Origin of the sequence: Shewanella sp. 10N.286.45.A1, assembly GCF_041470405.1 — a bacterium.
In the GTDB taxonomy this organism is placed as follows: Bacteria; Pseudomonadota; Gammaproteobacteria; order Enterobacterales; family Shewanellaceae; genus Shewanella.
Window position 1 is genome coordinate 1 of the sequence record NZ_JBFRMK010000053.1, and the last position, 7,236, is coordinate 7,236.

The window sequence follows — 7,236 nt, forward strand, 5'->3', positions numbered from 1 at the left end:
AATAACTATTAGCTCAAATTCCACTACTTGCCTACAGCGTTTTGAATTCCCGCTGAATGGTCAAACTTTTAATGCAATTGGTATTACCTCCGCACCAGCAAACTTTCACTGAGAGTTCAAACTTTTGCTCCGGTTGGCACACCTACTAAAAGCGGCAACCTATTTTCTGAAAGCATTAAAAAAGGCCGCTATTCGCGGCCTTTTTTACAACACAACAATAAACGTTACTTAGTAATACGCTTATGAAGCTCTTGTACTGAACTTACATTTGAACGGTCATCTGCAGCATGCGCCATGCATGTTGCAAAAGCAGCGTTCAATGTCGTGGTGTAGTTCACTTTATAACGCAGTGCACCGCGGCGAAGTTGACGAGAGTCTTCAATCGCTTTACGACCTTCTGTGGTGTTCACTATGTAGGTGTACTCATCATTCTTAATACGGTCAAGAATATGAGGACGACCTTCGTGTACCTTGTTAACTAGACGTGGGTTGATACCCGCTTCGCCTAAGATAACAGCAGTGCCGTGCGTCGCATCGATTTCGTAACCAAGTTCAATCAACTTAGCCGCCAAATCTGCAACACGCGCTTTATCACTGTTACGCACGGATAAAAGTGCGCGTCCAGACTTAGGTACTTCAGATGTTGCACCTAACTGCGCTTTAGCATAAGCCTCAGCAAACGTGTCACCCACACCCATCACTTCACCGGTTGAGCGCATTTCAGGGCCAAGCAGTGGATCAACACCTGGGAACTTGTTAAACGGCAATACTACTTCTTTTACAGAGTAGAAAGGCGGAATAACTTCCTCGGTGAAGTTCTGTGATTTAAGGCTTTGACCTGCCATCACTCGTGCAGCAATTTTAGCAAGTGGTACACCTGTAGCTTTCGATACGAATGGCACTGTACGGGCTGCACGAGGGTTAACTTCAATCATGTAGATCTCGTTATCCTTCACAGCAAACTGTACGTTCATTAGACCGATTACACCCAGCTCCATTGCCAGTTTGCCCACTTGCTCACGCATGCGGTCTTGAATATCTTGGCTTAAGCTATATGGCGGTAATGAACAACCAGAGTCACCAGAGTGAACCCCAGCTTGCTCAATATGCTCCATGATTGAACCAATCACTACGGTTTCACCGTCACATACTGCATCGATGTCGATTTCGATAGCATTATCAAGGAAACGGTCAAGCAATACAGGAGATGCATTCGATACGCTTACCGCTTCATTAAAGTAGCGACGCAGATCCTGCTCATCATAAACAATCTCCATTGCACGGCCACCTAATACATATGATGGACGAACAACTAACGGATAACCGATACGCTCAGCAGAAATCACCGCACCTTCAACCGTTGTCACGGTATCGTTTTCAGGCTGCTTCATGTCTAAACGTTCAATCGCTTGCTGGAAACGTTCACGGTCTTCAGCACGGTCAATCGCATCAGGGCTAGTACCGATAATTGGTACACCTGCCGCTTCTAAATCACGCGCTAATTTAAGCGGTGTTTGGCCACCGTACTGCACGATAACGCCTTTTGGCTTCTCGATACGTACGATTTCAAGCACATCTTCAAAAGTGATCGATTCAAAGTACAGACGATCTGATGTGTCGTAATCGGTTGAAACCGTTTCAGGGTTACAGTTAACCATGATGGTCTCGTACCCGTCTTCACGTAACGCTAGCGCTGCATGTACACAACAGTAATCAAACTCAATACCTTGGCCAATTCTGTTTGGTCCGCCGCCCAGCACCATGATCTTGTCACGGTTTGAAGGATTTGCTTCACACTCTTCTTCATAAGTCGAGTACATGTAAGCTGTATCGGTTGAGAACTCTGCAGCACAAGTATCAACGCGCTTATACACTGGATGTATTTCGAAACGAGTACGCAGTTTACGTACTTCAGATTCGCTTACACCAGCCAATGTTGCTAAACGTGAATCAGCAAAACCTTTACGCTTAAGTGTACGTAATACGTCCGCATTCAACCCCGCAAGACCGGCTTCAGCAACTTGTGCTTCGCTCTTCAGCAAGTCCTCAAGCTGCACCAAGAACCAAGGATCGATGTTAGTCAGCGCAAAAATATCATCCACCGACAAACCGCTGCGGAATGCATCTGCAATATACCAAATACGCTCAGCGCCCGGCTCTTTTAGCTCATGACGAATACGTGACATAGCATCGGTTTCAGTGATATCGATTTCAGGGCAAAGGCCCTTCTTACCAACTTCAAGACCGCGAAGCGCTTTTTGCAGTGACTCTTGGAAAGTACGACCAATCGCCATGACTTCACCCACTGATTTCATCTGTGTGGTGAGACGGTCATTTGAACCGGCAAACTTTTCAAAGTTAAAACGAGGTATTTTGGTAACAACGTAATCAATTGCTGGCTCGAACGATGCAGGCGTTGCGCCACCAGTAATGTCGTTGCTTAGCTCATCAAGGGTGAAGCCAACCGCTAGCTTGGCAGCAATCTTAGCGATTGGGAAGCCCGTTGCTTTTGATGCTAATGCAGATGAACGCGATACACGCGGGTTCATCTCGATGATAACCATACGGCCATCTTTCGGGTTGATACCAAATTGTACGTTTGAACCACCGGTTTCAACACCGATTTCGCGCAGTACTGCAAGTGATGCGTTACGCATCAGTTGGTACTCTTTATCCGTCAATGTTTGTGCAGGAGCCACGGTGATAGAGTCACCCGTGTGCACGCCCATTGGATCGAAGTTTTCGATTGCACAAACGATAATACAGTTATCGTTACGGTCACGAACCACTTCCATCTCGTACTCTTTCCAACCAATCAAAGATTCGTCGATAAGTAGTTCGCTGGTAGGCGATAGTTCCAGACCTTGAGAACAGATATCCTCAAACTCTTCTTTGTTGTATGCGATACCGCCACCGCTACCGCCCATGGTAAATGATGGGCGAATAATACATGGGTAGCCGACTTCTGCTAATACAGCACGTGCTTCATCCATGTTATGAGCGATACCCGCGCGAGGACACTCAAGGCCAATTGACTTCATTGCTTTGTCAAAACGGCTACGGTCTTCGGCTTTATCGATAGCATCGGCAGTTGCGCCAATCATATCGACATTAAACTCTTTTAGTACGCCGCGGCTTTCTAGCTCTAACGCACAGTTAAGTGCAGTCTGGCCGCCCATTGTTGGTAAGATCGCGTCTGGACGCTCTTTAGCAATAATGTTACGGACAACTTCCCAGTGAATAGGCTCGATATAAGTTGCATCGGCCATCTCTGGATCAGTCATAATGGTTGCAGGGTTAGAGTTAACAAGAATAACTCGGTAACCCTCTTCGCGTAGGGCTTTACAGGCTTGAGCGCCTGAGTAGTCAAACTCACAGGCTTGACCAATAACAATTGGTCCAGCACCTAGGATAAGAATACTCTTTATATCGGTACGTTTTGGCATTGCTTAAATCTTCTCCCGGATGAATTTACTACTTAGCGTTCTGGCGATACAGTTCAATCAAATCGATGAAGTGATTGAATAGTGGCGCAGCATCATGTGGTCCAGGGCTCGCTTCAGGGTGACCCTGGAAGCTAAACGCAGGCTTGTCAGTAAGGTGAATACCTTGCAAAGAACCATCAAATAGCGACTTGTGAGTCACTTTAATATTGGCTGGTAATGTTGCTTCATCAGCGGCAAAACCATGGTTTTGGCTGGTGATCATGACGTTACCTTGTTCGATATTGCTCACTGGATGGTTTGCACCATGATGACCAAATTTCATTTTTAAGGTTTTAGCGCCAGAGGCTAATGCTAACAACTGATGGCCTAAGCAGATCCCAAATACCGGAATATCGGTCTTCAAAATCTCTTGAATCGCAGAAATTGCATAATCACAAGGCTCTGGGTCACCTGGACCGTTTGATAGGAAAACCCCATCTGGGTTCATCGCTAATACTTCAGATGCAGGCGTTTGCGCTGGTACCACTGTGACATCACAGCCACGGTCAACAAGCATGCGCAAAATATTACGCTTAACACCATAATCGTAAGCAACGACTTTATATTTAAGCTCAGTTTCAGCCTTATCTGACGGTAAACCGCCCACAAGACGCCAGCTACCACTGCGCCATGGGTAGGCTTCAGTAGTTGTTACTTCTTTGGCTAAATCCATGCCTTTTAAACCAGGGAACGCTTTAGCAGCTGCTAGCGCCTTGGCTTCATCCAAGTCACCCACCAGAATACATCCTGCTTGGGCGCCTTTTTCTCGTAAAATACGAGTCAATTTACGGGTATCAATATCCGCAATACCAACAACATTGTTGGCCTCTAAGTATTCACTTAAAGATTGCTGATTTCGGAAGTTACTTGCAATAAGAGGCAAGTCCCTAATAATAAGGCCACAAGCATGAACAGACGACGATTCAGTGTCTTCATCATTAGTGCCAGTATTACCAATATGTGGGTAAGTGAGGGTTACCATTTGACGAGCATATGATGGATCAGTCAAAATTTCTTGATAACCAGTCATTGAAGTGTTAAATACCACTTCACCAACAGACATCCCTTCAGCACCAATTGCAGTGCCAGAAAAAACGGTTCCATCTTCAAGTACGAGTAAGGCAGACTTTGTCAACGCGACCTCCGGAAAGAGCCAAGCCATTGAAATACAATGTTTTTTGTGTTTTTTTAAAATACCAACTTTCGCTAAAATACGAAATTTTGACAAATTCCGCCGATTTTATACGTAAAACTGGTACTCGTCTATAGTGGAACTGTACTTTTAAAAAAAATAACTGTTCTCACATAAAAAAACCGCTAATAGCGGTTTTGAATATTTATTGTTTTAAGCCAAGGACTTGTTGCATATCATACAGCCCCGAACCTTGAGCGCTGAGCCAGGAAGCTGCACGCATAGCACCATTAGCAAAAGTCATTCGACTCGATGCTTTATGGGTGATTTCAAGACGCTCACCAATATCAGCAAATAGTGCAGTATGTTCGCCAACAATGTCACCAGCACGAACGGTAGCAAAGCCGATGGTTTCTCTATCACGCTCACCGGTAATACCTTCACGGCCATAAACAGCGCATTTTTCAAGATCGCGACCTAAGGTTTCGGCGATCACTTCACCCATTTTAAGTGCTGTACCTGATGGTGCATCTTTCTTGTATCTGTGATGCCCTTCGATGATCTCAATATCGCTGTAATGCCCCATCACTTCAGCCGCAACTTCTAACAGTTTCCACATTAGATTAACGCCGACAGCCATATTGGGAGCCATTACAATAGGTACTTGTTCTGAGTACGCTGAAATCTGCTCTTTTTGAGCATGATTGAAACCAGTAGTGCCAATCACAATGGCTTTGCCATGTTTAGCACACCAATCGGTATGGATCACGCTAGCCTCAGGCGAGGTAAAGTCAATGAGCACATCAAAATCATCAACGGCCTTATCTAGTGAATCAGTGATTGCAACATTCATTGCCCCCACACCTGCAAGCTCGCCAGCGTCAACTCCCATTAACGTTGAACCCGCACGCTCAATCGCCGCGCCTAACAAAATAGCATCATTTTGTTTAGCCGCTTCAATAAGAGTTCGTCCCATGCGGCCACTGCCGCCGGTAATCGCCACTCTTACTCTTTCAGTCATCTCTGTACTCCTAATTAATTGTCAAAAAAAAGCCTAAGTATTAACTTAGGCTTATTGGCTAACTTAGATAATCTCTAACAATTCAACTTCAAATACCAAAGTTGAATATGGTGGGATTGCAGCGCCAGCGCCACGCTCACCGTATGCTAAGTGTTGTGGTACGCAAAGCTTCCACTTAGAACCAACAGGCATAAGTTGTAGTGCTTCAGTCCAACCAGCGATAACGCCATTTACTGGGAATTCAGCTGGCTCGCCACGAGCAACAGAGCTATCAAATACATCACCAGAGATGAATGTACCATGGTAGTGAGTACGTACAGTTGAATCAGCGTTTGGCTTGTCGCCATTACCTTCGGTAATGATTTCGTATTGAAGACCAGACTCTAAAGTCACAACGCCTTCACGTGCGCCGTTGTCAGCAAGGAACTTATCACCGATTTCAGATGCGGCAGCGGCAGCTTCTTCTTGCACTTTCTGGATACGTTGGCTGATTTCAGTGAATGCGATTTGCATATCTTGCATAGCCACTACACTTTCTTTACCTTCGAAAGCGTCAGATAGACCCAATTGAACGGCAGAAATATCGATACCTTCAAACGAGTTAGCAGCTAGTTGCTCACCTAGTTGACGACCAACACCGTAACTTGCTTGCTCTTCAATTGTACTGAACTTATCAGACATAATGATTTTACTCTCAATGATTCATGAATTTTCGCGCGCCAGTTTAGCACATTATCTGTGATATTCCCCTAAAAAGGGAAGCTAATTTGACCTTTGACAAGTATTTTTCACACTGACACGATTCGCTTCATAAAGTGGCTGAGCTTTGCTCTGCATTTGTTGTAATTGAGCAATACGTTGACCGTGTGATGGGTGGGTCGATAGCAGTTCAGGCCCCTGCTCCCCGCCCGCTTTAGACATATTCTTCCATAGCTCTACGCTTTGCGCAGGGTTAAAGCCTGCCTTAGCCATTAGCTCAACCCCGATAATATCAGCCTCTGATTCTTGGTCGCGACCATAAGGTAAGATATAGCCGACCTGAACTCCGAGTCCGAGCGCAGCCATATATAGACTCTTATCTTCAATACCACCAGCGCCTAGGGCAACATCAGCCAGTTGCATTCCTGCACCAGTTAACTGTGCACGCGACACTTGCTCATTACTGTGGTTTGCTAACACATGCGCCACTTCATGGCCGATTACAGTGGCTAGCTGATCAGAATTGACCGCAACATTTAGCAGGCCAGTGTAAACACCTATATGGCCACCAGGCAGAGCAAAAGCATTGACTTGTTCAGATTCAAATACCACCACCTCCCACGGTAAGCTTTGATCAGGTAATGCAGCGGTTATCCTATCGGCTACACAGCTTACATAGTTATTCGTCGCTTTGTTTTGACTAACCTTTTCTTGCCGCTTCAATTGTGCAAATGAAGCATCACCCAGCTGTGACATCTCTTGTGATGAAAACAGTAAGGTTTGACCACGACCAGTAGGTGATTGGTGAGTCGCACAACCCGACAGCAGCAGTACCGAACTGATAAATATCATTAATCCTTTATACCAATCAGTATAAGTTGTTGATCTACTCAGAGTGT

5 protein-coding genes are annotated in these 7,236 nt (G+C 45.4%); all 5 read right to left on the minus strand.

Annotation, left to right across the window (positions count from 1 at the left end):
• Positions 1 to 224: 224 nt before the first annotated feature.
• A complete protein-coding gene (gene carB / locus AB4238_RS04990; protein WP_372031939.1) occupies positions 225 to 3,446 on the minus strand; it encodes a carbamoyl-phosphate synthase large subunit in 3,222 nt (1,073 codons plus the stop codon).
• A 28-nt stretch (positions 3,447 to 3,474) separates the two neighbouring features.
• Complete coding sequence (gene carA, locus AB4238_RS04995; protein ID WP_372031942.1) at positions 3,475 to 4,647, minus strand: glutamine-hydrolyzing carbamoyl-phosphate synthase small subunit; 1,173 nt, start codon at positions 4,645 to 4,647, stop codon at positions 3,475 to 3,477.
• Between the two features lie 175 nt (positions 4,648 to 4,822).
• Positions 4,823 to 5,638, minus strand: coding sequence for a 4-hydroxy-tetrahydrodipicolinate reductase (gene dapB / locus AB4238_RS05000; RefSeq protein WP_248973189.1), 816 nt, complete (start codon positions 5,636 to 5,638; stop codon positions 4,823 to 4,825).
• Positions 5,639 to 5,701: 63 nt separating this feature from the next.
• On the minus strand, positions 5,702 to 6,319 hold the full coding sequence (locus AB4238_RS05005) for an FKBP-type peptidyl-prolyl cis-trans isomerase (RefSeq protein WP_248973190.1): 618 nt from the start codon (positions 6,317 to 6,319) through the stop codon (positions 5,702 to 5,704).
• Between the two features lie 81 nt (positions 6,320 to 6,400).
• Entirely contained in the window at positions 6,401 to 7,189 is a 789-nt protein-coding gene (locus AB4238_RS05010; RefSeq protein WP_372031945.1) for a M48 family metallopeptidase, read from the minus strand.
• Positions 7,190 to 7,236 lie beyond the last annotated feature (47 nt).